The 20,855-nt window shown below is 60.9% G+C and carries 23 protein-coding genes and 4 pseudogenes; 15 read left to right on the forward strand and 12 right to left on the reverse strand.

Annotation, left to right across the window (positions count from 1 at the left end):
• Positions 1-10 precede the first annotated feature (10 nt).
• The gene (locus FXB40_RS12595) at positions 11-631 is read right to left on the reverse strand and encodes a response regulator transcription factor (RefSeq protein ID WP_148772513.1); all 621 of its coding nucleotides are present in this window, start codon (positions 629-631) and stop codon (positions 11-13) included.
• Between the two features lie 211 nt (positions 632-842).
• On the opposite strand from FXB40_RS12595, the gene FXB40_RS49120 reads away from it, so the two are divergent.
• From FXB40_RS49120 to FXB40_RS12615, 5 genes are all read left to right on the forward strand, one after another.
• Positions 843-1,418: a hypothetical protein gene (locus FXB40_RS49120; RefSeq protein ID WP_246207570.1), complete on the forward strand. Its 576-nt coding sequence runs from the start codon at positions 843-845 to the stop codon at positions 1,416-1,418.
• Positions 1,419-1,489: 71 nt separating this feature from the next.
• Positions 1,490-2,125, forward strand: a complete 636-nt coding sequence (locus FXB40_RS49125; protein WP_246207572.1) for a histidine kinase — start codon at positions 1,490-1,492, stop codon at positions 2,123-2,125.
• Between the two features lie 121 nt (positions 2,126-2,246).
• On the forward strand, positions 2,247-2,534 hold the full coding sequence (locus tag FXB40_RS47875) for a nuclear transport factor 2 family protein (RefSeq protein WP_187436844.1): 288 nt from the start codon (positions 2,247-2,249) through the stop codon (positions 2,532-2,534).
• Between the two features lie 181 nt (positions 2,535-2,715).
• Positions 2,716-3,060, forward strand: a complete 345-nt coding sequence (locus tag FXB40_RS12610) for a DUF1236 domain-containing protein (protein ID WP_148772514.1) — start codon at positions 2,716-2,718, stop codon at positions 3,058-3,060.
• Between the two features lie 70 nt (positions 3,061-3,130).
• The gene (locus FXB40_RS12615) at positions 3,131-3,553 is read left to right on the forward strand and encodes a hypothetical protein (protein ID WP_148772515.1); all 423 of its coding nucleotides are present in this window, start codon (positions 3,131-3,133) and stop codon (positions 3,551-3,553) included.
• A gap of 67 nt (positions 3,554-3,620) precedes the next feature.
• On the opposite strand, the gene FXB40_RS12620 is transcribed toward FXB40_RS12615, so the two are convergent.
• A complete protein-coding gene (locus FXB40_RS12620) occupies positions 3,621-4,025 on the reverse strand; it encodes a hypothetical protein (RefSeq protein ID WP_148772516.1) in 405 nt (134 codons plus the stop codon).
• Between the two features lie 216 nt (positions 4,026-4,241).
• Between FXB40_RS12620 and FXB40_RS12625 the strand changes: the two genes are divergently transcribed.
• Positions 4,242-4,646, forward strand: a complete 405-nt coding sequence (locus FXB40_RS12625) for a hypothetical protein (protein WP_148772517.1) — start codon at positions 4,242-4,244, stop codon at positions 4,644-4,646.
• Between the two features lie 232 nt (positions 4,647-4,878).
• On the opposite strand, the gene FXB40_RS12630 is transcribed toward FXB40_RS12625, so the two are convergent.
• Positions 4,879-5,106, reverse strand: a complete 228-nt coding sequence (locus tag FXB40_RS12630; RefSeq protein WP_148772518.1) for a hypothetical protein — start codon at positions 5,104-5,106, stop codon at positions 4,879-4,881.
• A 98-nt stretch (positions 5,107-5,204) separates the two neighbouring features.
• Between FXB40_RS12630 and FXB40_RS49130 the strand changes: the two are divergent.
• From FXB40_RS49130 to FXB40_RS12645, 3 genes and pseudogenes are all read left to right on the forward strand, one after another.
• Positions 5,205-5,402, forward strand: a pseudogene (locus tag FXB40_RS49130) (hypothetical protein); the annotation flags it as partial.
• Positions 5,384-5,674: a DUF3147 family protein gene (locus tag FXB40_RS12640; RefSeq protein WP_148772519.1), complete on the forward strand. Its 291-nt coding sequence runs from the start codon at positions 5,384-5,386 to the stop codon at positions 5,672-5,674. The pseudogene FXB40_RS49130 and the gene FXB40_RS12640, both read left to right, overlap by 19 nt.
• Positions 5,671-6,159, forward strand: coding sequence for a hypothetical protein (locus FXB40_RS12645; RefSeq protein ID WP_187436845.1), 489 nt, complete (start codon positions 5,671-5,673; stop codon positions 6,157-6,159). Before FXB40_RS12640 ends, FXB40_RS12645 begins: the two co-directional genes overlap by 4 nt.
• 13 nt (positions 6,160-6,172) lie before the next feature.
• On the opposite strand, the gene FXB40_RS12650 is transcribed toward FXB40_RS12645, so the two are convergent.
• From FXB40_RS12650 to FXB40_RS12665, 4 genes and pseudogenes are all read right to left on the reverse strand, one after another.
• Positions 6,173-6,688, reverse strand: coding sequence for a YciE/YciF ferroxidase family protein (locus FXB40_RS12650; RefSeq protein WP_148772520.1), 516 nt, complete (start codon positions 6,686-6,688; stop codon positions 6,173-6,175).
• Positions 6,689-6,798: 110 nt separating this feature from the next.
• Complete coding sequence (locus FXB40_RS50380) at positions 6,799-6,891, reverse strand: hypothetical protein (protein ID WP_430647169.1); 93 nt, start codon at positions 6,889-6,891, stop codon at positions 6,799-6,801.
• 141 nt (positions 6,892-7,032) lie between these two features.
• The gene (locus tag FXB40_RS12660) at positions 7,033-9,165 is read right to left on the reverse strand and encodes a LuxR C-terminal-related transcriptional regulator (RefSeq protein WP_187436846.1); all 2,133 of its coding nucleotides are present in this window, start codon (positions 9,163-9,165) and stop codon (positions 7,033-7,035) included.
• Between the two features lie 137 nt (positions 9,166-9,302).
• A pseudogene (locus FXB40_RS12665) lies at positions 9,303-9,476 on the reverse strand (LuxR C-terminal-related transcriptional regulator); the annotation flags it as partial.
• A gap of 368 nt (positions 9,477-9,844) precedes the next feature.
• Between FXB40_RS12665 and paoA the strand changes: the two are divergent.
• From paoA to paoC, 3 genes are read left to right on the forward strand one after another with little or no spacing between them, the layout of a single operon-like run.
• Complete coding sequence (gene paoA / locus FXB40_RS12675) at positions 9,845-10,486, forward strand: aldehyde dehydrogenase iron-sulfur subunit PaoA (RefSeq protein WP_148772522.1); 642 nt, start codon at positions 9,845-9,847, stop codon at positions 10,484-10,486.
• Positions 10,483-11,436, forward strand: coding sequence for an FAD binding domain-containing protein (locus FXB40_RS12680; protein WP_148772523.1), 954 nt, complete (start codon positions 10,483-10,485; stop codon positions 11,434-11,436). The genes paoA and FXB40_RS12680 overlap by 4 nt, the downstream gene beginning before the upstream one ends.
• The gene (gene paoC, locus FXB40_RS12685; protein WP_148772524.1) at positions 11,433-13,652 is read left to right on the forward strand and encodes an aldehyde oxidoreductase molybdenum-binding subunit PaoC; all 2,220 of its coding nucleotides are present in this window, start codon (positions 11,433-11,435) and stop codon (positions 13,650-13,652) included. Before FXB40_RS12680 ends, paoC begins: the two co-directional genes overlap by 4 nt.
• A 207-nt stretch (positions 13,653-13,859) precedes the next feature.
• Here paoC and FXB40_RS12690 read toward each other — a convergent pair whose 3' ends face one another.
• Both FXB40_RS12690 and FXB40_RS12695 read right to left on the reverse strand, forming a co-directional pair.
• A complete protein-coding gene (locus FXB40_RS12690) occupies positions 13,860-13,976 on the reverse strand; it encodes a DUF892 family protein (protein WP_148772525.1) in 117 nt (38 codons plus the stop codon).
• Positions 13,969-14,430 (reverse strand): annotated as a pseudogene (locus FXB40_RS12695) (response regulator); the annotation flags it as partial. The pseudogene FXB40_RS12695 and the gene FXB40_RS12690, both read right to left, overlap by 8 nt.
• Before the next feature lie 449 nt (positions 14,431-14,879).
• Between FXB40_RS12695 and FXB40_RS12700 the strand changes: the two are divergent.
• Entirely contained in the window at positions 14,880-15,107 is a 228-nt protein-coding gene (locus FXB40_RS12700) for a hypothetical protein (protein WP_148772527.1), read from the forward strand.
• A gap of 854 nt (positions 15,108-15,961) precedes the next feature.
• Here FXB40_RS12700 and FXB40_RS12705 read toward each other — a convergent pair.
• Positions 15,962-16,219 carry a hypothetical protein gene (locus tag FXB40_RS12705; protein WP_148772528.1) on the reverse strand — a complete coding sequence of 86 codons (258 nt, stop codon included), beginning with the start codon at positions 16,217-16,219 and terminating at the stop codon, positions 15,962-15,964.
• 21 nt (positions 16,220-16,240) lie between these two features.
• A complete protein-coding gene (locus FXB40_RS48710; protein ID WP_148772529.1) occupies positions 16,241-16,444 on the reverse strand; it encodes a hypothetical protein in 204 nt (67 codons plus the stop codon).
• Between the two features lie 1,338 nt (positions 16,445-17,782).
• On the opposite strand from FXB40_RS48710, the gene FXB40_RS12720 reads away from it, so the two are divergent.
• The gene (locus tag FXB40_RS12720; protein ID WP_148772531.1) at positions 17,783-18,019 is read left to right on the forward strand and encodes a hypothetical protein; all 237 of its coding nucleotides are present in this window, start codon (positions 17,783-17,785) and stop codon (positions 18,017-18,019) included.
• Positions 18,020-18,330: 311 nt separating this feature from the next.
• On the opposite strand, the pseudogene ligD reads toward FXB40_RS12720, so the two are convergent.
• Positions 18,331-19,187 (reverse strand): annotated as a pseudogene (ligD, locus tag FXB40_RS12725) (non-homologous end-joining DNA ligase).
• Between the two features lie 1,142 nt (positions 19,188-20,329).
• On the opposite strand from ligD, the gene FXB40_RS12735 reads away from it, so the two are divergent.
• The coding region (locus tag FXB40_RS12735) for a Crp/Fnr family transcriptional regulator (protein ID WP_148772533.1) at positions 20,330-20,855 on the forward strand (526 nt) is incomplete at its 3' end.

Consider the following 20,855-nt stretch of genomic DNA (forward strand, 5'->3'; position numbering starts at 1 on the left):
GGCCGCTTCGTCAGTGCAGGTCGATCTCGACGGCGATCCGAACGAGGTCCGAGTGGTTTTTGGCGCCGAGCTTGGTCTTGAGCGCCGAGGTCGTGTTGGCGACGGTCTTGTAGGAGATGCCGAGTTCGGATGCCACTTCCGAGATCCGGTCGCCCCGACCCAACAGCCGTAGTATCTCGAGCTCGCGTGCGCTCATATGCGTCAAGGGGCTGGCCTTGATCGCCGCGCCGGCGAAGGTCGTCGCTTCGGCCAATCGAGGCGAGACGAAGCGTTCGCCCGCGGCGACTTTCCGGATTGCCTTGGCCAGGATGCGCGGATCGTCGCTCTTGGAGACGTATCCCTGGATTCCCATTTCCACGGCGCGCGCCACGAACGCCGGATCGTCGCTCACGCTGAGGATGACGATCCTGGCGGCCGGATCATCCTTGCGGATACGCCGCGTCAACTCGAATCCGGTGAGGTCGGGAAGCCTTATGTCCACGACCGTGACGTCGGGATGCTTCTGCAGGTACGCCCGGTGGCCCGCCTTCGCGTCGGAAGCCTCCAGGATCTCGACGGAAGGGTCCGACGTGAACAAGGCCCGGCAGCCGATCACGACAACCGGATGGTCGTCGACGATCAATACCCGCATGAGAATCTGGTCCTTATTCGCACGTCGTTGCCTCCTCCGGTTGTGGAGAACGTCGCGAGCGCAGTATTGGTTTCGAAATAACCGAGCGGGACGTCGATCGGACCGGCTGAGGAGGACGAAGTGCACAAGATATGGACAAGTCTTTCCCTCCGGCGGAGGTTGTTGCTGCCGATCGCTCTGATGATCCTGAGCGCGCTGGTGTCCGGAGCGGTTGCTTCTCGTCTTCTCTCCCGATCAATTCGAGTACGAAAATGAACAGGAGTCCAGGGCTGCGCTCGCCGTAGCGAGAGCCCTCAATGGAGCTCTGGAGGCCTCGCGCAATCCGGAACAGACGCTGGCCGCCTTTGTCAACGGGCTCGGGAATGTCGAGGCGATCCGATACCTTCCCGCGGGGACATGCGAACCGATGCCGCCGTTGCGCGGGAAGGGAAGCAGCGTGTCCGCCTGGTTCGTTTCCAACCTCACGATTCCCGACCTGACGAAGAGCTATCCGGTCAACGTCGGCCCTACGCACGCCGGCGACATCGCCATTGTTCCGGACCTTTTTGCCAACATCTGGGAAAAGTGGGTAGGCTTCGTCGCGATCCTGTCGACGGGCTCGCTGCCGATGCTCCTGGCCGCCTTCGGCGCACATCTGATCGCCGGCAGGGCCATCGTTCCGATGGAGCGACTGGGTGCCGGCCTGGTCCAGATGCGCGAGGGAGACTACGACACGGTCATCCAGCTGGTCGACCCCCCGAAATCCGAAAATTCTGCCAGGAGGCGAATCGGCTTGCCGAGACTTTGAAAGATCTCAGTCGGGACAGCCGTGACCTGCTGCGGCAGCTGGTCTCGCTGCAGGACGACGAGCGCGGTCGCATGGCGCGCGAACTTCACGACGAGTTGGGACCGCTCCTGTTCGCCATCCGCGCCAACGCTGCTGCGATCGCGGACGAGGCGGGAGGCCTCGGCAGGCCCGTACAGGACATCGTCGACGCAGCAGAAGCCCTGCAGCGGGCCAACAAGCGGATCCTGCAGGGATTGAGCCCGCTCTATCTCGCAGAACTCGGGCTCCGCGGAAGTCTAGAGGCACTGTTGCGTGACGTGGGACAGCAGGCCGCCGGCCTCCGCATCCGCTCACAGATCGAAGATCATCTGGGCGCTCTCGACGAACTCCTGTCGCAGACGGTGTACCGCGTCGTTCAGGAAGGCGTCGCAAACGTGCTCCGTCATGCCAACGCGTCGACGATGGATGTCGCGGCGAGAATCGAGGGCAATAACGTGCTGATCGAAATCTCGGATGATGGTCGCAGAACGCCAGATATCAAATTGGGCCGCGGACTGACCGGCATGTCGGAACGCGTGCGCGCGCTCGACGGCAAGCTCCAGTTGCGCGCGAAGACGAGCGCACCGTCGTGCGCTGCAGCCTCCCAATCCCTCACGACGCAGACGTTCGAGAGACCTAAACGGGAGCAGAACCGGCGGTTCATCGACCATTCAAGTCGCGCGGCCTAACGAGACCCTGCCACCGGGGACAACTGAAAGGTGGACCATGTCGGGTTCTGGAACTGACTTCGATCCCATCGCAATCGTGATCGATTGGTTGGACGCATGCCGCGAGCGCCGTCTAGAGGACTTGCTGGCGCTCTATGCAGATCAGGCGACGCTTGATTGTTGCAGCGGAGAACGATTCGTCGGGCGGCCCGGCTTGCTCCGCTATTGGCCGGCCAAGCTTCGCGGCGCAACGGCGGCCGCATTCGTCCTCGACGAAGTCCGTCAGGAGCAGGACTGCATTCGGCTCGACTACCGCGATTACGACGGCAGCGCCGTGAGTACGAAATTCTGGTTCGACGCCGATGGCAAATTCACCAGAACGCTCTGCGCACCGATGGAGCGCAACGGCCCAAGATCACGGGCGGCTTAGCCTTACGACGCCGAAACGCTCCAGGCTAGGCGGCGCGCGGTTCCTTGAGTATCGGGAACGTCCTTTCACATAAGGCGAAAAAATCGATCGGGATAAAGCGGCAAAATTCTTTCCTCTCTCAGGAACTTCAGCGACGTGTTGAGGTTTTCGCTGCGTCGCATCAAGCGGCAAGGAGAACATGATGAAAAAATTGCTGCTGATTTCCGCCGCTGCTGCGCTGATCTCGACCGGCGCGATGGCGCAATCCACAGTCGTCACCACCACGGGCACCGGACATACCGCCGCGGTGCAGATCGAGCCCGAATATCGTACGAAGATCCGCTCCTACGTGACGGAGCACAAAATCAGGCCGATCGAGAGCCGCGAGAAGATCGTCGTCGGCTCGCCGGTGCCACGCGAGGTCGAGCTCGAGGCAGTTCCCGCCGAATGGGGTCCCTCGCTGACCAAGTACCGTTACGTCTACTCCGGCGAGCGCGTGATGCTCGTCGATCCGTCGACCCGGACAGTGGTCCAAGAGGTCGAATAAAGTCCATAGCGGCGGGCCCTGAAAGGGGCCCGTCATTCCGCCGACAAACCGAGCTGCGAGCGGCGGTCCCATGCCGATCATCAGATATTTCGTTTTCGTAGGCAGTGTCCTCGTCGCCCTGCTGTTTGCGATTGACCGGTATTTGCCGACGCCGCCCGAGACCGGGCAGGCTTCCGATCCGGACAAGACCATCCTCCGGATCCGCTCGGCGCGCAGCTTTCCGGAGAAGATCGTGTTCGACACGCGGCCGCAAACTGCTGCGCCTGCGTTGCCGAACGTCGATCCCGTTCCCGATGCTGTAGAACGTCCCTCCAGCGATGTCCTAGCCGCGATGGCCTCAGCACCGGCGCCTGCCGCCACAAAGAAGGAGGCGCCCGTTCACAAGCGTGTGGAAGGCCGTCTTCGCAAAAGGCCTGCAAACAAACCGCCGACGATCACGGCAGACCGACGGGTGGCGTCGGAGCGGCACGACTTCTTTGCAGGTAGCTGGTAGTGAGCGACAGCGCCTGCAAACGGACGGGCTGCGTCCGTCCGGAGCGCGGCCCGTCCGTCGTTGTACTTCACCAATGATCATGCCAGCGGTGTCGCACAACCGGATATCCGCCGCCGTAATATGCGTATGCCGGCCTCACGACCCGACGATACCGGTAGCCGTAGGACACCGGCGCCGAATAGTAGGTCCTGGTGGCATAGCCTCCCCAGCGATAGGGCGCATCGTATCCGTCGTCGTAAGCGTATGGCCCGCCGTAATACCCGGCGCCGTAGTAGCCTGGGCCGCCGTAGTAGCCCGGGCCCCAGCCGTACGCCGAAGAGGCCACGCCGCCGATCACCGCACCCGCGATAAGTCCGCCTGCGATGCCCGGACCCCACCCACCTCGCCAATGGGCTTCGGCCGGCGAGGTCGTTGCGACCGAGCCGACGCCAAGAGCGCCGACCATGGCCGCCACCATTGCAATCTTCTTCATCGAGATTCTCCTTTCCTATCCTACCTGCCCGACGAACAACGGGAAAAAGCGGCAATGGTTGCCCAATCGTCTTGAAAGGAAGAGCCATAAGGAGGAGCATCCGATGCGTGGGCCTGACCCCGCGGTGCCGTCACCGCGGAGAGGTGAACAGGAATTAGACTTTGACGCATGGACGGTGCCGTCTACTCGACGTGGCGCTTGGCGGGGAGCCGGAACGTGAACTTCCAGGTGACCGTGCTGAAGATCCTGGTGAGCTATCCCGATGGCTTCGCGCTCATGGCCGACCTCAAGCGCGATATGGTGATCCTTGCCACCAGCGGCCGGGACTGGGCCGACCGCACCAAGCGCTTGGCGGCGCGCATGCCCAATCTGGACATCTTCTCGCAAGGGCTGGTCGAGCGATCGAACGGCGGGTGGCGCATCACCGAAAAGGGACGCTCGATCCTCGCCACCATGGAAGCCCGGCCTTCCGGGGAGGCGACCCGCGGCGATTCTGGCGGAGTCGAAGTGCCACCTGCGGGCTCCGGGCCCCGGCTTCCGGCCTCCGTACGCCTTGGCCGAACCAATCGTCGCCAACGTCGCCGAGCCGCCCGAGAGCGAGCCCGCGCCAAAGCTTCCTAATCCTTTCCAGTCGTCGGCAGTAGTCGCGTCCCAAACGCAGACAGAAAAACGGCCCGTCCGATGTGGGGCGGGCCGTTCGATCGAGAAGCTCACTCGCTCAATGCATGTGAACTAACCAATAGCCTGCGCCGCCGACGACGATGACGGCGGGCACGGCCCACAACAGCAATACTGGCATATTATCCTTCTCCAGATATTGAATCACAGTCCGTTGGACTATCCGGCTCCGGCATTACTGCTCGGTGCAGACCTTGGTGGTCTTAACGGCGGACTCGGCCTCGGTCTTGGTCTTGTAGACGCCGTCGCCTACTACGGTCGTGGTGGTCGTGGTCGGCTTGGTGTCCACGACGGTGCACTTCTTGGTCGTGGCATCCCGCACGACGTAGAATTCGGCGGCGCTGGCGACCTGTGTGCCGAGAGCGAAGGCGGCAAGAGCGCCGCAGACGATAAGCTTCCTCATGTCCATTTCCTCCAGTGACTTTGAAGTAGTCATCGCCAACCAAAAATACTTGCAAAAGTTCCTGTTTTTCCCGGTTCGATCTCCCCAGATTGGGCTTCGCGGGCGACGTCGCCATTCTGCCGGCCGGCACGGGGCATCAGTGTCTGTCGGCGGAGGAGGACTTCCTCGTCGTCGGCGCCTACCCGCCCGTCGGCATATACGACGAGTGTACGGAGGTCGAAGATCGCCCAAAAGCTTTAAGGACAATTCCGAAGGTGCCGGTGCCGCGGCCTTCGCGATGCTTGGCGACATGCTGAGGCCCAAGAGCTTCGCCGGCCTGTTCGGGGCCGCGCCCTCGGTCGCGCTGGCCACTCTCGGCATGGCGATCTACCAGCACGGCCAATCTTATGCGGCCGCCCAGACCCTCTCGATGATGGCCGGTGCGATAGCGCTCGGGATCTACAGCGCCGTCGTCTGCCAGCTCTTGATTCGAGCGCGCATGCGTGCGCTTCCCGCCACGCTGCTGTCGCTCGTCGTGTGGCTCGCCGCGGCCTTCTGCCTGTGGGCGGGCGCGGGAGGTCAGGCATGAGTACGCCGATCGAACTCTCGCCGTCGTCACTCCGGGAGGGGCGATGGTACGAGTATGTGGTGCGCTTCGTGCTGGGCGGCGCGGCGACGGTCTTCACCGGCCTGGTCAGCGGTTGGTACGGGGCTTCGATCGGCGGGCTTTTCCTGGCCTTGCCAGCGATCTTCTGCGCCAGCGCCACGCTCATCGAAAAACATGAGATCCGCCGCAAGCGGGAGGCCGGTCTCGATGGCAAGCGGCGAGGACAACAGGCCGCAGCACTGGACGCCGCCGGCGCCGCGCTCGGAGCGCTGGGTATGCTGGCGTTCGCCGGAGTCTTCTCGCTGCTGGTCCAACAAAGCGTCGCCGGCGCATTTGCGGGCGCCTCGCTGGCGTGGCTGGCGGTATCGGTCGCGGCCTGGTTCGCGCGACGCAAGGCGAGGTTTTCCCGGAGCTTGCCCGTACAAGAGAAGGGCCGGCCCGCCATACGGCGCAACCGGCCCTTCTGAGGTTGGTCAGCCGTCAGGCTGCGTCGGAGGCCTTGGCGTTGACGCCCTTGCGCAGCGCCACCGTGTTGAGCTTGGTGTTGGCCGCCTTTTCTTCGTTCAGATTGGTCGTCAGGAAGCGCACGATCTCGTCGTGGCCGAGCTCTTCGGCCCAGGCGATCAGCGTCCCGTAGCGGCACATCTCATAGTGCTCGACCGCCTGCGCGTTTGCGACGATGGCAGCGTCCAGGACCGCTTTGTCTTCGATCTCGCCGGCGGTCTCGTCGGCTTCCTTGATGATGCCGTCGATGGCCGGGCACTTCGTGCCGCTCGGCTCCTTGCCGAGCTTGGCGAACGCCTTCTCGCGCCGCTCGACCTGCTTGTTGGTCTCTTCCAGATGGTTCTTGAGGCCCGTGACCAGATCGCGGTTCGTGGCCTTGTCGATCATCTTCGGCAGCGCTTTCAGTATCTGCTGCTCAGCGTAGTAGATGTCCTGCAGACCGTGGATCAGAAGGTCGTCCATGGTTTTGATGTCTTTTGTGAAGAAGCCCATAATAATCGATTTCTCCTCTCGCAAATGATGGCAAGGGAACGCCGGACGGTCTTCGGCGGTTCCGCCTTCGCGCCAAGAACGAAGACATCAGCGAGCCGCCGTCACCTTGTTCACCGCCTCAACGATCTGCTCGGGATGGTAGGGCTTCTGCAGTTCACCGCATCGACCGGCTCTACGCCCGCGAGAATCTGGCCCGTCGTCATCCCTGGCAAGGAACGAGGCCGATCATGGTATTCATGATCGGCATGAAGCCGCTTCTCAAATGCGTCCCGAATGCGGGGCGCCCATGCAGCCGGTTACGCAATACACAAAAAGCGCGGCCCGGCCATTTGATCAGTAAATTGCTACACGATCAAATCGTGAGTCGCATGGAGATTGGCGTGCCATGAGTGATCGTGGTGCGCATCCGAAAAATCAATCCCGTCAGCATCCTGGATCGGCTCTGACCCCTCGCGTGTAACAGCATGCTGACCACCTCCATGGGCTTTTCCATTTCCGTGGCTCAGTTGCTGAAGGTCATACATGTCTGAAAACGTATTGTCGGCGCCGCTCTTAAAATGAAAGGAATCGCCAACTTCGGTGCCAACCGCTGATTTGGCCTGATCTGCGTTGTCGGAAGAAGGGCCGCCCTTTCCTGCAGTTTTTATCTTCAATGCCGAATGCGCGTCGTTGGCAGAATTTATGGACGCCGTTGGTATATCCTGCTGCGGCTTGCCAGTATCTAAATCACCTGCCCGTGCGTGTTGCTTGCCGGTCGCGGAGCCATCTTCAGAAGTCTGCAAATTGCCGTGCGCCTGTTCGCGATTCGAATCTTCTCCCGGGGCCTCATGCTTGGCATGTCCCTTGGCGGCCACGGAGCCGTTGTCGGACTCATGCAGGGCTTTCTGCGATTGACCGTGATTTAAATCGTCTCCCGCGGCCTCATGCTTGGTGTGCCCTTTGGCGGCTCCAGAGCTGTGGTCGGACTCATGTAGGGTCTTCTGCGATTGACCGTGATTTAAATCGTCTCCCGCGGCCTCATGCTTGGCGTGCCCCTTGGCGGCTCCGTTGTCAGACTCATGTAGCGCCTTCTGCGATTGACCGCGATTAGAATCGTCTCCCGGGGCCTCGCGCTTAGCGGCTTCGGAGCTGTTGTCGGAACGGCGCAAATCCGATTGCGATCGACCTCGATCGGAACCTTCATCCGAACCTGTCTGCGTTGGGTCACTGTGCGAGGCTTCATTCGCGGCCGCCGCAACAACGTCAACGGTCGCGGAGCCCCGAGAAATAGTAATTTCTCGGTCGCTGCCGCCATGCTCCGCAAGGGCATTGACGAGATAAAGCTCGCGCCCTTCTGTGGCGATTGTATCGCCTTGGGCGAACTCGAATGCGAACGCCCCATCAGTGGCCGTGCCGCCAAAATTTGCGGAGCCGGGAAGTGCGGATGTCAGTCCCCTGGCGTCGCTTGCCGTAGATGAAGTGACGATTTCACCGCCGAAATCGAACGCCTGCGCGGCGTGGTTTGCACCATCGAGCTCGTAGATCAAGGCGGCGAAAGCTGCAACCATGAAGATGCTGTAGCTGCTCGAACCTGGCCTCAGCGCGTCGAGTGTTGCCGGCGCAAATAAGCTAGCGGCAATCTCGGCTAGGGGATCAACGAGTTTGCCGGTCGGCGATGACGTCCCAGTTGCGGCGCCGGCGCGGTCCTTGCTCGCGCCTTTGGCCGGAGTGCCAGATACTGCTTCCTTGCGGTTGATTTTGATGGTGACGACCTCCGCGCAACCGTTTGCGGCCATCACTGTAAAACTTTCGGTTGCGGCGTGACCGGGCGAATCGTCCAACGCTGCCAGTATCGCAGCTGCGAGGATACTCATCGCGCCATAACGGCGCGACGCTGCTAGCGCGGCGAGCTCCGTCCGGCTATTGATTCCGAGCTTCTGTCGCGCGTGGTCGATGTGAATCTTGACGATCTCCAGAGCGACACCGAGCACCCGAGCAATTTCACTGTCCGACAAACCTTCGGCGATGAGATCCATGATCGTCCGCTCGTTGACGGTCAGAACCGCCAGAACGTTATTGCCGAATGAGGCCATTCCATTAGCCTCGTTACCGACCCTCGCCAGGTCGCACCCAGGTTTTTCCAGCCTCAGGGACTGCACCAGCGCTTCCGGTTTGGCGTTCATCGAAATCACGCCGCAAGCACCGGTCGCCAGTGCTCGGGCAAGATCGCCGCAGGCGACGGTAGCAGTGAAGAATATGAGCCGGGATGAACGACCTTCGCGGTCCACGACGGCGAGGATCTCGGAGGCAGTTACATCGGTGAACCCGTCCTCCAGCAACACCACATCGGGTGTCAAGCGGAGAATGGCCGCAAGGCAACTCGCTCCATCAAGACAGCACGCAACCACGTCGAAGTCGGGTTGCGCTTCGAGAAGCGATGCAAAACCCTGCAGAACAATGGGACGTCGATCTGCTATCACAAGTCGAACGCGACGCATGGGCTTCCTTCGCTCGGCCTCGCAACACAACATGGAGAAGCGGCGATAAAACTCCGCTCGGCCGGTTGGGTTCCTAATAAGCGGGACTCTCTGCGATTTTGCTATAGTCCAAAAACAGGATCCCAGTTGACGACTCCTCATTGGTGCAAATCGATCTCGACCGCAATCCGGACGAGGTCAGAGTGATTTTTAGCGCCGAGCTTGGACTTCAGCATGGAGGTCGTGTTGGCAACGGTTTTATATGAGAGGCCGAGTTCGGACGCGACTTCTGAGATGCGGTCGCCACGACCCAAAAGCCTCAGGATCTCGAGTAGCCACGAGGCATCAAAGTTTCAGAGCGAACGATGGTTGCTATGCATAACGCAAAATCTTCGTTCCTGAATCTCTTCAAGGGCTCGCGAGTCCTGCGGTCGGCCTGATCGCGGCCGACGCGAGGTTGCACACCGTGTTTCTCACCAGTGCAGGTACGGTGCTCTGCACCGCTCTTGTAGCTTTTTGGCTATTGTCGCATCCGACAGCTCCGGAAGAAGCCGAATGGGGATGCCCGCGGACATCTCGGACGACGAAGTTCCAGGCATGAGAGCGGCTAATCGTTCATCAACCCCGCATTCGAACCCCCGAGCGACATAGGAATTAACCTCGGAACATGCCCCAGTCGGCGGAAAATCCAGGAGACGACATGCCAAAACCGGTGAAACTGGAAGTATCGAGGCGGCGCCTCCTCGCTGCTGGAACTGCGACGGCGATGGCCGGCGTCGTCCCCGGCGCACAAGCGCAACCGCATCCCTCGCGTCAAAAGCCCTCGCAGCGTCCGACCGGCGTATCGTTCGAAGTGAACGGAAAGCCGCGCAGCCTTCAAGTCGACAACCGCACGACGCTTCTCGATGCCCTGCGTGAGAATCTCAGCCTGACCGGCACCAAGAAGGGATGCGACCACGGTCAATGCGGGGCCTGCACGGTGATCGTGAACGGAGTGCGCATCAATTCGTGTCTGACGCTCGCCGTCATGCACGAAGGAGACAGGATCACCACGATCGAGGGATTGGGCCAGCCCGAGCAGCTTCATCCAATGCAGGCGGCCTTCGTCAAACATGACGGCTATCAGTGCGGTTATTGCACGCCTGGCCAGATCTGCTCGGCGGTAGCGGTGCTCGACGAGATCAAGGCGGGAATCCCGAGCCATGTCAGCCCTGACCTGACCGCTCCTCCTGAACTGACGAACGCCGAACTGCGCGAACGCATGAGCGGCAACATCTGCCGCTGCGGCGCCTACTCCAACATCGCCGAGGCCATCGCCGAGGTTGCGGGGAGCAGCACATGAAGGAATTCACTTACGAACGGGCCGCATCGACCCAAGAAGCCGCGGCCAAGGCGAAGGAAACACCAGGCGCGAAATTCATCGCCGGGGGCACCAACCTCCTCGACCTGATGAAACTCGAGATCGAGACGCCGCGACATCTCATCGACGTCAACGGTCTCGGCCTCGACAAGATCGAGAATACCCAGGACGGCGGACTCCGCATCGGCGCGTTGGTCAGAAACACCGCGCTTGCCGCCGACATGCGCGTCCGGAAGGATTACGGCGTGCTCAGCCGGGCGCTCCTCGCCGGTGCCTCCGGCCAGCTGCGCAACAAGGCGACGACGGCCGGAAATCTGCTGCAACGCACGCGCTGTCCCTACTTCTACGACATCAATCAGCCCTGCAACAAACGAAGCCCCGGCTCGGGCTGCGCAGCGATCGAGGGCTTCAGCCGACAATTGGGCGTGATCGGAACCAGCGAATCGTGCATCGCGACCAACCCCTCGGATATGGCCGTCGCCATGCGCGCGCTTGACGCTGAGGTGGAGACCGTCGACGACAGGGGTCGAACGCGCAAAATCCCGATCGCCGAATTCCATCGCCTGCCGGGAGATACCCCGCACATCGAAACGACGTTGGCCTCAGGCGAACTGATCACCGCGGTGACGCTGCCGCGCCCGATCGGCGGAACGCACGTCTACAGAAAGGTCCGTGATCGGGCGTCCTACGCGTTCGCGCTGGTCTCCGTCGCGGCAGTCCTGCAGCGCGACGGGACCGGACGCGTGGCCGTTGGCGGCGTGGCCCACAGGCCGTGGCGGGTCGAAGACGCCGAAGCCGATCTGCCCAAAGGTGCCAAGGCCTTCTCCGCACGGTTGCTCGCCGATGCGAAACCGACCAACGACAACGCGTTCAAAATACCCCTGGTCGAGCGGACGGTTGCCGCCGCTCTGAACGATGCGAGGCAGCAATGAAATTCGACAAACCCGCCGAAGCCAACCCCATCGACCGCATGCAGGTGGTGGGACGAGCACATCCCCGCATCGAGGGCCCCTTGAAGACGACGGGAACGGCGCCGTACGCCTATGAGCACCACGACGTTGTGACGAATCCGGCCTATGGGGCCATCGTCGGGTCTGCGATCGGCAAGGGGCGCATCGCCAGCATGACTCTCGCGGAGGCGGAGCGCGCGCCTGGGGTTCTGGCGGTCGTGACCGCCGAGAACGCCGGCAAGCTCGGCAAGGGCAAATTCAACACGGCCAAACTGCTCGGCGGCCCTGACATCGATCACTACCACCAGGCAATCGCGGTGGTCGTAGCGGAGACCTTCGAGCAGGCGACGGCCGCGGCCGCGCTGATACGCGTCGAATACGCGCCCGCCGATGGCAGGTTTGATCTCGAAGAAGCGCTGAAAACTGCTCCTCTTGCAAAGGACCCCAACAGTCCCGAAAAGGATGCGCCTCCCGAAAGTCGTACCGGGGACTTCGAACAGGCCTTCGCTCAGGCACCGGTGAAGCTCGACGAGCTCTACACGACCCCGGACCAGAGCCACTCGATGATGGAGCCTCATGCTTCGATCGCAGCCTGGAATGGCGACAAGCTGACGGTGTGGACGTCCAACCAGATGATAGACTGGGGAAGGACGGATCTCGCAACCACGCTCGGTGTTCCGAAGGAGAACGTCCGCTTCGTATCGCCCTACATCGGGGGCGGCTTTGGCTGCAAGCTGTTCCTGCGCTCCGACGCGGTGATGGCCGCGCTGGGGGCGAAGGCGGCGGGCCGGCCGGTTAGAGTCGCGCTACCCCGGCCGTTCATTCCGAACAATACGACCCACCGCCCCGCCACGCGGCAGCGCATCCGAATCGGGGCGGGCGCGGATGGGCGCATCATTGCCATCGCGCACGAAAGCGGCTCCGGCGATCTCCCCGATGGCCAGCCGGAGACGGCGACCAATCAAACGAGACTGCTGTATGCCGGCCCTAATCGTCTCACTTCGATGCGGCTCGCCGTCATGGACCTGCCGGAAGGGAACGCAATGCGCGCCCCCGGTGAGGCCCCTGGCATGATGGCGCTCGAGATCGCGATGGACGAACTGGCCGAGAGGCTGAGCCTGGATCCGGTCGAGCTGCGCGTGCGCAACGACACCCAGGTCGACCCCGAGAAGCCGGACCGTCCTTTCTCCCGGCGCAACCTAGTGCGTTGCTTGCGCGAGGGTGCCGAACGTTTCGGTTGGACGCGTCGGAGCGCGACTCCGGGCGCCGTGCGGGACGGGCACTGGCTCGTTGGCATGGGCACTGCGGCCGCCTTTCGAAACAATCTGCTGGTTCCTTCGGGCGCGCGCGTCAAGTTGGGTAGGGATGGGCTCGTCATCGTCGAAACCGATATGACCGACATCGGCACCGGCAGCTATACGATCATCGCACAGACCGCCGCCGAGATGATGGGCGTCGACATCGGAAGGGTCGTGGTTCGCCTGGGCGATTCCGCCTTCCCCGTCTCGTCTGGATCCGGAGGGCAGTTCGGAGCGAACTGTTCGACGTCGGGCGTCTACGCGGCCTGCGTAAAGCTTCGGGAAGCCGTTGCGCTGCGGCTCGGCATCAACTCTGCGGAGGCGACGTTCTCGGACGGCCAGGTGATGAGTGGAAACCGTTCCGCGAAGCTTGCCGACGCCGTCGGCGAAGGCGAACTCGTCGCTGAGGACAAGATGGAATGGGGAGGGCTCGACAAGAGCTACCAACAATCCACGTTCGGAGCTCACTTCGTGGAAGCCGCCGTTGACAGCTTCACCGGTGAGGTCCGGATCCGCCGCATGCTGGCCGTGTGCGCGGCCGGCCGCATCCTCAATCCCACGACCGCGCGGAGCCAGGTAATCGGAGCCATGACGATGGGCGCGGGAGCCGCGTTGATGGAGGAACTCGCGGTCGACAAGCGACGCGGTTTCTTCGTCAATCACGACCTTGCCGGCTATGAGGTGCCCGTCCATGCCGACATTCCACATCAGGAAGTGATTTTCCTCGAAGAGGCCGACGACAAGGTCTCGCCGATGAAGGCGAAGGGCGTGGCGGAGCTCGGCATATGCGGGGTCGCGGCGGCCGTCGCCAATGCCGTCTACAATGCGACGGGCGTGCGCGTGCGGAATTATCCGATCACTTTGGACAAACACCTCAATAGGTTGCCGGGGGTGTCGTGATCGGACGCTCCAAGACGCTTCGGCCGCTGCGTGACGGTCAAACCAATCATGGACGATATTCGATCAGGAAAGCTGCCGCCATAAGACCGAGCGCCGTGGCGATGCTCCAGCCGTCGATTCGGGTTCGCTGGCGTCGCCCGGTCTTTCTGTCGTCCATCTCCCCTCCGACCACGATGGTCGCGGTTCACCTCTCCGGCTGTGAGATGCTCACGCGGCCTTTTGGTTGACGCTGCGCAGTGCCATCGTATTGAGCTTCTCGTCGGTCGCTTTTTCCTCGTCGAGGTTCTGCTGCAGGACCGAGGCGCAGTCTTCACGGCCGAGCATCTTCGAGTTCGCGTGAGCTCATCTGCGTCAACGGATTGGCCTTAATGACCGCGCCACCGAAGGTTGCTTCCGCCAGATGCGGTGAGACGAAGCGCTCCCCGGCTGCAACCTTACGCATCGCCTTGGCCCGGAGCCGGGGATCATCGCTCTTTGAGACATATCCCTGAATGCCCATCTCCACAGCGCGGACCACGAACGCCGGATCCTCACTCACGCTGAGCATGACTATTTTGGCAGCGGGATCCTCTTTGCGAATTCGCCGGCTCAACTCGAAGCCGGTAAGGTCGGGAAGCCCCACGTCCACTACGGTGACGTCGGGATGCTTCTGCAAGTAAGCACGGTGGCCGTCCTTTGCAGTGGAAGCCTCCAGTATCTCGACGGAAGGGTCCGAAGTGAACAAGGCCCGACAGCCCGTTACGACAATGGGATGGTCATCAACAATCAGTGTCCGCATGTCGTTCTGGCCCTATTGGTTTCGAAATAAGCGAGCAGGATGTATCGGACTGCTGAGGACTTGCTGGCGCTCTATGCAGATCAGGCGACAGCTCGATTGCTGTAGCCCCTGATTGGCCGGCTAAGGCATTTCTCTGCGATTGAAGGGCCGCTCGGGCACGCTCGGGTCTGGCAATACTGCCCAGCCGGGGCGAGCCTAAGCAGTCGGCCCGATCAAGTTAAACAGCGGAAGGCCGCAGCAGTATCTCCTACTGCGGCCCGCGCTATGTCAAAAATGCCGGGCGAAAAAGATCTAAGTGAAATATGCAGCCAGCCCCGGTGAGGGGTAGTTCTCCACACCCACGACAGGCTGTAGCTCGAAGGCCGTTCCGCGACGCCAGGAATCGATAATTTGAGCAGGTTCGCCGAGTGGCTTCGAAACGTTCGGTTGCTGCCGTCATTTGGAGAGCAATGACGAGCACACCCGTAGTTCTCATTCCCGGCATGCTGAAAGCGCTTCGTCTGGTGCGCGTCTACGGGTTTATGGTCGAACGCAGAGACGGCCTGTATTACCCCGGCAGCAACCAGCCGGCATGCTCCAAGGCCTTGGCAGAGAAGATGGTTGAAGGCGGCTGGCTCGTGAAACATGGCGAGCGTTATCAGCCTACAGAGAAGGGTTCGCGCGCAGGAGAGGCGTGACTTCTCGAAAGCAGCGACCGCCCCAGCCTTGGGGAAAGGTGGAGCCGCGCGCTAAGGTACTTCGCGCCTCAGGCCCGGGAAGGGATCGGGCCGGAAGCAGCGGAAAAATGCTCCACGCCGAAAAGGTTCCTATTCTGGCGAAAGGTCCGGCCAGCGTGAACTGACGGGCCGCTATGGACGATCGCGATGGGGATGAGGGCTTGCACAGATCCACAACGCGGGCTCGCTGGAGCTTAGGCCGGCAACGAGGATCCAGATGCCGAAGCCCAGCATAGGCAGCAACTTTGTCCATTGGTCGATCCAGAAGCTACGCAGGATCGATAATGCCTTTAGGACTCGCCACGGGCCGAAACGTTCCTACGCGCGCCGAGGCGCCCTGAAAGGCCGCGGGACAACCGTGACTTGCGGCGCCCGCGGCCTACGCTCCACCGTTCCGCGCGATCGGCGCAGCGATCCCCGCTACGTCGACCTGCTCAAAAGTCCCGGCGCCTAGGCCGGCGGCGCCGAGGCGCCCCGAAAGGGGATGGAGTTTTAGCCCAAATCCTCAGCGCCCGGGGACGCCGATCTATCGGCCCTTTCAGATCTCCATGAACTTAGGTCCCCCGGAAGCATAAGGGGGTCGCTCTCAGCTCGTTTGTTTCGGGTAAGCCCTAGGCCTAAGAGTCCAACCATTACCAGCGCGCTGCCAGCAACAATCAACCAGTGCGGCAATTCTAACGCGAGCATCGCAGCCTCCACCAAAGTGAGATGCCGGAAGCGAGAGCTAATTACCTTTCACAGTATCGATTATCTTCCTCAGAGCAGACTATGGCAAGTTCGCCCAGTCAGCGCGGAGGCGACGGAAACGGAAACTGCTATTGTTTAGCGGGCGCTTCGGGCGGTTCTGCTGGCGCCGTCGGTTCGGCGGCGGGTGCGCTGCCCCTGAGATCTGCGGCGGCTGCGCAATCGCCGGCCCAAATCTTGGTTCCCTTCACCATGCCGACTAGCTTGCATCCCATTAGCGCCTGCGGCTTGATCTGAACAGGCGGCTTTTTGGCCGCCTTCGGTGGAGCGGTTTGAGCAAACGCGCCAGTTGTAATCAGCAGCGCGATAAGTCCGACTAGTCGCTTCATGGTCCATCCCCTCGAACGCGTTTATTTTCCCTTCGCCTTCAGCCCGATCTCGACCAGCCGGCGGATGGCTTCGGAACGCGTCGGAGTGTCCGCCTGGCTGCCGGCCCATTTGTCGACTGCAGCGCCCACCTCGGGCGACAGGCGGACAGCTGATACCGGATAGACGCCGCCAGCCTTCTTCGGTCGACCGCGCGATTTTTTGTTTACGGAAATTGCTTTCCTCATATTTTCAGTTTACAGTAAATCGAGCCAAAACGGAAGTTGCAATTCCGCCTCGGACGATCGAGGCCCTGATCGATTCGGTTCTGGCAGTGCGGCAACTATGAAGCGTCGGCGCAGACTGCACAGGAAGCGCGACCGGCAGCGGCTGATGACGCACCGACGGCGGCTAAAGCGATGAGATGGAGGCCAGCCGGCTCACGCTGGCGGGCTACTCATTCGTCGAATGGGAATAGACGATCGTCGTCAGGCAAAACGGTGAGAGCCAAATAGGCCAACGCCAGCGTGCCTAGAACAAGCAGAAGCATTATCGCAGCGAGCCAGTACTACAAGGTGGTCAAACGCCGTCTTTCGACGCCATTCTCCGTGATTCATTTTTCTGCGCCAGCTCTTCGACGAGGATGAGGACTGCGTGGCGCTTGCCTCGGCTCTTTATTTCTTTGAAGGCACTTATCAACCGAAGTAATTCGTGATCGGTATTAGGAACAACCATAGTGGCCCCGCAAACAACGGCCGCAGCGCCCCGGCGCAAAAAATATTGCCCCAACTTTGACTTAATTTCAATTGAAACCGAATTAGTCCTATCCGACATAGAGTTCCATGAGGGAAGGCCCGCTCCGGGGCTGGCTGGGTGGTGGGCCCTCCCCCAAGCACAAGCCGCCATATCCTGACGGCCCGTCCCAACGAAACCCTGGGCTTAATTCCTCATTTAGTCCATGAGCTTGCTGGATCTTGCGGGTTGCCTCCGACGGGGTAGGATACAACCTATTTTAGAATTTTGATTTGGAGCTACCCATTGACCGCGAGTCTGAAATCGCGCGTTTCCGCTTACGTTCGCGCGAAGAATCGGCAGGCTCTCGAGAATATGCGAGAGCTTCGGCGCCAGTTGCTCGAACGACTCCAGTCCACATCAAGCATCAACGCGGCTCAGTCTCGAGCTTCTATACAGGAGGACCTTCGAGTAATTGAGGAGGGGCTAGAGCAACTCCAGCCGAGAGGGCGCGGCTGACGCAGCGAGCACAGGCCGCCGGTTCACGCTGGCGGGCCTCGTCCTCTCGGGAAATCTAGCCTCCTCGAACGTAGGAACGCCGGCCGGCCCCGCGTCGAATCCGAAACTCGGGCCATGGCACCCCAAAGCCCCAAGTTGTTTGGCGGCATATGAATAGGAACAGTGGCTCGCATTGTTGGTTTTCGATGCAAACGGCCATTTTGTCTATCGGCACCGGACGTCAGAAGCACCCTCGGCCCCGGCTCATCCCTGGGGCCAATTTTTTGTGGGCATCCTCATGCAGTAGGGCTGCCTTAGGCTGGCATTCAGGCATCTGCCGCTGCATATTTCCACCTATGGAGACGCGCGAGGACTACCTGCTCCGGCAAGCGACAGTATTGGATGAAATCGCGGCGGACGAGAAACTGACAATTCGAGACCGATACATTGAGCGCGCGTTCGGCGAGACGCGTGCCCTCGCGATCGCAGAGGCGGAAGTCTTCGCCCGCGCGCATGGCTGCACCTTTCGTTACGACCGCGTCAAGAACCTGGGGGAGTTCACCCGTTCGTATCCGGCAGGCGGCAGGGCGTGAGGTAGCTCGTCGAGAGCGCGCGCCACTGCCGCTCGTGGTTGTGGGGAAAGCCGCCAGCTAGCCCACAGGCGCGCCGGCTGGCGGCTGAAGCGGTGGACACGAGGCCCGCCGGTTCACGCTGACGAGCCTGACTCATTGCCAAGTGACCGGCTCCAGGTCCAAGCACAGGCCGATTTTCTGGTTCGACCACCGGATGCGACGGCAGGAACGTCGTTCGATTATCGGCGTTCACCTAGCCTTCCGCGAGTCACGACGCGCGAAGCAGACTGACTTAGGGCCTGGTGTTCCAAGCACCAATTTTGACGGTAGGCTCATAAATCCTCCCGCAAAACCTCTGAAGAAGGGGTGCCGCACCTTCCCCTCGGCGGATTTGGCGCGATATTCGATCTCGGCAAGCAACTTCGGTTCGACCCAGATGCCTTTGTGTGCGATCCGCTTGGCGTAGGGCTGCGTCTTTCGCGCCTCCTCAGTTCGGCGGCGGACGTTTTGCCGAAGCCGTGGTCGACCTTACCCGCATAGATCAGGTCAGAGCCTTTGCGCCTGGCAAGGTACATGCCATCCCACTTGCCTTCGTCGAGCGCGAAACCCGAGATAGTGAGCGTCTCCCGCTGGGCGCAGGTCTTCTTGACCCGGTTGTTGCCGCGGCCGGTCGGGCAAACGCTGTCACGCACCTTGGAGACGACGCCCTCGAGGCCGATCTTGCAGGCATGGACAAACATCTCTTGCCCGTCGATTTCGAAGCTCTCGCTGAATTGCACGTCCGTGCCGGCAATGATCTTCTTTAATTCCGCCTTGCGCTGGATCAGAGGGAGTTTTCGTAGGTCTCGGCATTGAGGTACAGCAGGTCGAAGGTGACCAGGACAATCTTCGTCGAGGTGCCCCTCAGCTCATTCTGCAAGACGGAGAAATCGGTGGTGCCATCGGCGGCCGGCACCACGATCTCGCCGTCGATGACGGCCGAGCTCGCCTTGATCTGCCAGGCGTCGGCAGCGACCTTCTTGAAGCGGCGGGTCCAGTCGTGACCACGTCGCGTGTAGATCTTGACGGTTTCGTTGGCGAGATGAACCTGGACGCGGTAGCCGTCGAACTTGATTTCGTGGATCCAGTCGGGGCCGGTTGGCACCAGCTTGGCAGGCGTCGGCAGGCAGAATTGGAACGCGGTACGCATGGTGCGGATAGGGACCCTCGGCCCCATAAGAAAGGGCCGCCCTGCGGCTGCCCTGTTCGAAGTCTGCATGCTTCGGTCAATAACTCGGTGAACAAAAGACCAGCCTGGAATGAAAATAGCTAGGGATCTAAAAACTCCCGCCGGGACCGATCGGCATTAAACCATCGCTTTGTTTCAGGAGTATTTCGTGGCTGACGTTCCGCCGCAAAAACTATCCTAAGCTGCACCGCGCAACGGTAGCGACAGTTGAATCTCAATCGCAAAGTGAATTAAGCGCAGCGTTCAGTGTGTTGTGGCGTCTTTGATGATCTGCACGTTTGCACGAATACCCGCCCGATGGAGCTTCAGCAAACCCTGGGCGAGTTGCCGAAGGTCATTTCGAGCCGGTCCGGGGGGGAGCTTGCGCGCCCGGCAAAGTATGTCCGCAACCTGCACCATGATCGGCATTTTAGGAGTTCGAACTTTCATTGCTCGCTCTTGGGCGTAAAGGTCGCCACCTGACGCGTCTCTTGCCATAGCTCTATCGCGTGCCCGTCGACCAATCGCTTAGCGCATCGAATGGCCTCGTCGTCGTCGCCGCAATTAATCTCGATACGATTGGCAACGTGGCCATTATCGTCAATGACGTAGGCGTAATACCCCCAAGGCATCGTGGACCTATTTCGGGCTCTGCGCGCCGGACGACTTTAGCCAATCGTTCACGTGAGAGGCGGTTTCTGCCTGTCGTGCACGGCGCAAAAGCAGTTCCCGCGCCATACTGCCGAGCGGCTGCTCTTCGGCCGCGTACCTATATCGTGCAGCCTCTTGCGCCAATCGCTCTTCAAATGTCTCTTTGTGTTTGATCCGGCGGCGTACCTGGCCCATAGCGAACCCCTCTCATAAGCTGCCCACGGACCGTTTTTATCCTTCCAGAATTGATCGTGTCTGTACGCCGGATGACTCAAAAATCGTGATTCCAGGCGGGTTTGATGGTGCGCCACAGCATGGGAAGTGCTGGCTTGGACGAGACAAAGGAAGACACAAAAACAGACCGCGAAGTGTCAGCCACCGTACGTACTCTCGGCGTTTAACCTGTTAGGGTCCGTTCATTGCTGACCACTATATTGGGCTTGCACTCCCGCCTGCGAACGGGAGCGCAAAACATGCTGCAATTAAACGCGATTCTTGCGTCGTTGCCAGAGGGCGACAAAGCAGCCCTGAAACCTCATCTCAAAGCCACTCACCTTCAGCAAAAGACAGTGCTGTTTGAGACCGGCGACATGATCACCGCAGTCTACTTCCCAACAAGCGCCGTGGTCTCACTGGTTTCGACGTTAACGACCGGCGAAATGACTGAGGCTGCGATGGTCGGTAGGGATGGCGCTGTCGGCATCGCGTCGGCACTAGATGGAAAAGTCGCAATGTGTCGTGCCATTGTTCAATTGGGCGGCGATGCGATGGTTTGCGATCCGAGCGCATTCAGAAGCGCTGCAATGCAGTCAGAGAAATTAATTTCCAAGATTATGAGACATGAACAGACCTTGTTCGCCCAAGCGCAGCAATCAACAGCTTGCATGGCCAATCACGAAGTCGATGCCCGGCTTTGTCGCTGGTTGTTGCGGGCCCGCGATTTAGCCGGAGCCGACCAACTTCCTTTCACGCAGGAATTTCTGTCTCTTATACACATCT

Origin of the sequence: Bradyrhizobium rifense (assembly GCF_008123425.1) — a bacterium.
Classification (GTDB): Bacteria; Pseudomonadota; Alphaproteobacteria; order Rhizobiales; family Xanthobacteraceae; genus Bradyrhizobium; species Bradyrhizobium rifense.